Raw genomic sequence first — 2,074 nt, forward strand, 5'->3', positions numbered from 1 at the left:
ATATGTGGCGGACGTGGCCACGGCGGCGGAGGTGTAGTCGATGAGCATATAGCCGTCGAGACCCCAAGTCGGCCCCCAGGAATTGCGCAGAATCCAGGCTCCGTGTCCCTGGCCGTCGGCGTTGTCGTCCCAGCCGACAAGGGAAATGCCATGGTTTATATTTGCATCGTATTCAACTGGGGTAAGCGGCGCGGTATAGGTGTTGGAAAAAATACCACCTTTGTAGTCGTAAAAAGCATCCTCAACCAGAATAAGGGCGTCAACGGCACCAAAGGTCTGGAGAACACGCTTCATGGTTTCGACATCGTTGGTGGGGATTCTGTGCCAACTGCTGAACTTCGTGCGTTTGGCATCCCAATGCAAGTCTTGTGGCTGGCTGGTGACGTAGGGAAAAAATTCCTCGCGGGGCAGGCCATGATCGACCAAGGCCTGAAGCTCGTCGAAAATACTATAGGCACCCTCGTATGAGAACCCCTCGTAATATGGAGATAAACTCCAGACAATGAACGATTCGGAAAAGCGCGCGGCGTTTTCGTCGTACAGATTCATGGCCCGGTTCAAGGTGCTTTCGGCTGCTGCGGCGGCGGAGAATGCATAACAGGTGCCCACGGGCCCTTGATCTTTCACCGGTCCGATAAAGGCGTGGCCGTCGATGTCGCGCAGATCAAAGGATTGGGGCAAAGGGGACGGTTCCGCCCAGGCAATGCGTCCAGCCAGAAGGAAAACAAGACATAAAGGTAAAAGCCGCCACCAGGACCGAGCGGGAAGAAAAACAATCGGATGCATGAGACTCCTTATGGTTGCGGGGAAGCGGGGGGCGCGCTCATCGGTATCCCCGTGCCTTTGCCGCGGAGGGTAGGGGGATGCACGCTTTGTTTTTTTAGTTGTCCGCATAGCCTGACGGTTATTGTGAGAGTCTGTTTTTCAAAACCATTAGAACAGGAAGCGCAGCTCAAGATTGAGTGCGTGTTCCTTGATATCCCCGCCGTCGTGGGAGCTGTACTCGTAGCGCATGCCCCCATGCAGGTTTTTGGTGGAGAGCATCACTCCCGCGCCCATGCGCAGGCTGTCGCGGGTGGCGGTGCTGGCAATGGCGAAATCCGGTCCAAAGGTGTCGAATCGGGTGTGCACTTGGTCCAGATCGGAGGACAGGGTGTGCATCCACTGCACGTGGGCCTCGGGAAAAATCGACACCGTATCCATGGCCATGGTCCGGCCCATGCGCAGGCCAAGGGTTGAGTGCACGGATGCGATGTCGCCGGAATCGATGTCGAGATTCATGGTCTGGGCACCACCTTCCTCCACGGCGTCTTCCCGTACGAGCACGCCGGAGAGTTTGAGATGGGGATGGATCCGCCATGCTCCAGGGGTGAAGACGTGCCCGGCGCCCAGTCCCAGGCTGACATCCCGGGCCCAGTGTTGGGCGTCGGCATCCGTGTCCAGAAAGGAGATGTCCCTGACGGTGGTGACGCGGGAGCGGCCCGCGCCCAGGCTGGCCGCGACATACGGCCCGGCATCGCGGAGGTGCTGTCGCCAGATGGTGTGCAGATAGGCGCGCACGGAGGTGATTGTCGCGCGGGAATCGTCGTCTCTGCTGTTCAGACAGTGCTGGAGCAGGGCGGTCGTGAGGCCCGTGGTCCAGTGTCCATGGGTTTTTTCCACGCCAAGGAAGGAATTGGTGGTCTGCGTGGCCAGTTCGGGGGCAACATCGTCCGCGTCCTGGATGCCGGCGGACACGGCGATATTCCCCCAGACCGCGTAGTCGGGGGCGCTTTCGGCGTTCTGGGCCGGAGAGTGCCGGATTTGCGGCATGTGGAACACATGGTCTTCCAGACGCTCCAGAATCGCCGTGGTTTCGGCATGGGGGAGATCGGCCAGGGCCCGGCGCGCGGCAACTTCGATGCCGGGAGCCATGTCCCCCAGGGCGTCGCGTACTCCGGCCAGATTCATGTTATCGACGCGGAGCAGGGCCGTTTCCAGGTCGCCGGTGGCTTCGGTCCGGACCGTGTCCAGGACGTGGGCAAGGCTGCCCTGGCCGGAGTTGCCGGCCAGGGACGCGTAGGTGTTGCGGGTC

The 2,074-nt window shown here is 60.2% G+C and carries 2 protein-coding genes; both read right to left on the bottom strand.

Annotated elements, in window-relative coordinates:
- Positions 1–894 (bottom strand): hypothetical protein (locus tag EOL86_14115; GenBank protein NCD26709.1); only part of this gene is annotated, 894 nt, incomplete at its 3' end.
- A gap of 39 nt (positions 895–933) precedes the next feature.
- The coding region (locus tag EOL86_14120) for an autotransporter outer membrane beta-barrel domain-containing protein (GenBank protein NCD26710.1) at positions 934–2,074 on the bottom strand (1,141 nt) is incomplete at its 5' end.

This window comes from Deltaproteobacteria bacterium, assembly GCA_009930495.1.
Taxonomy (GTDB): domain Bacteria; phylum Desulfobacterota; class Desulfovibrionia; order Desulfovibrionales; family Desulfomicrobiaceae; genus Desulfomicrobium.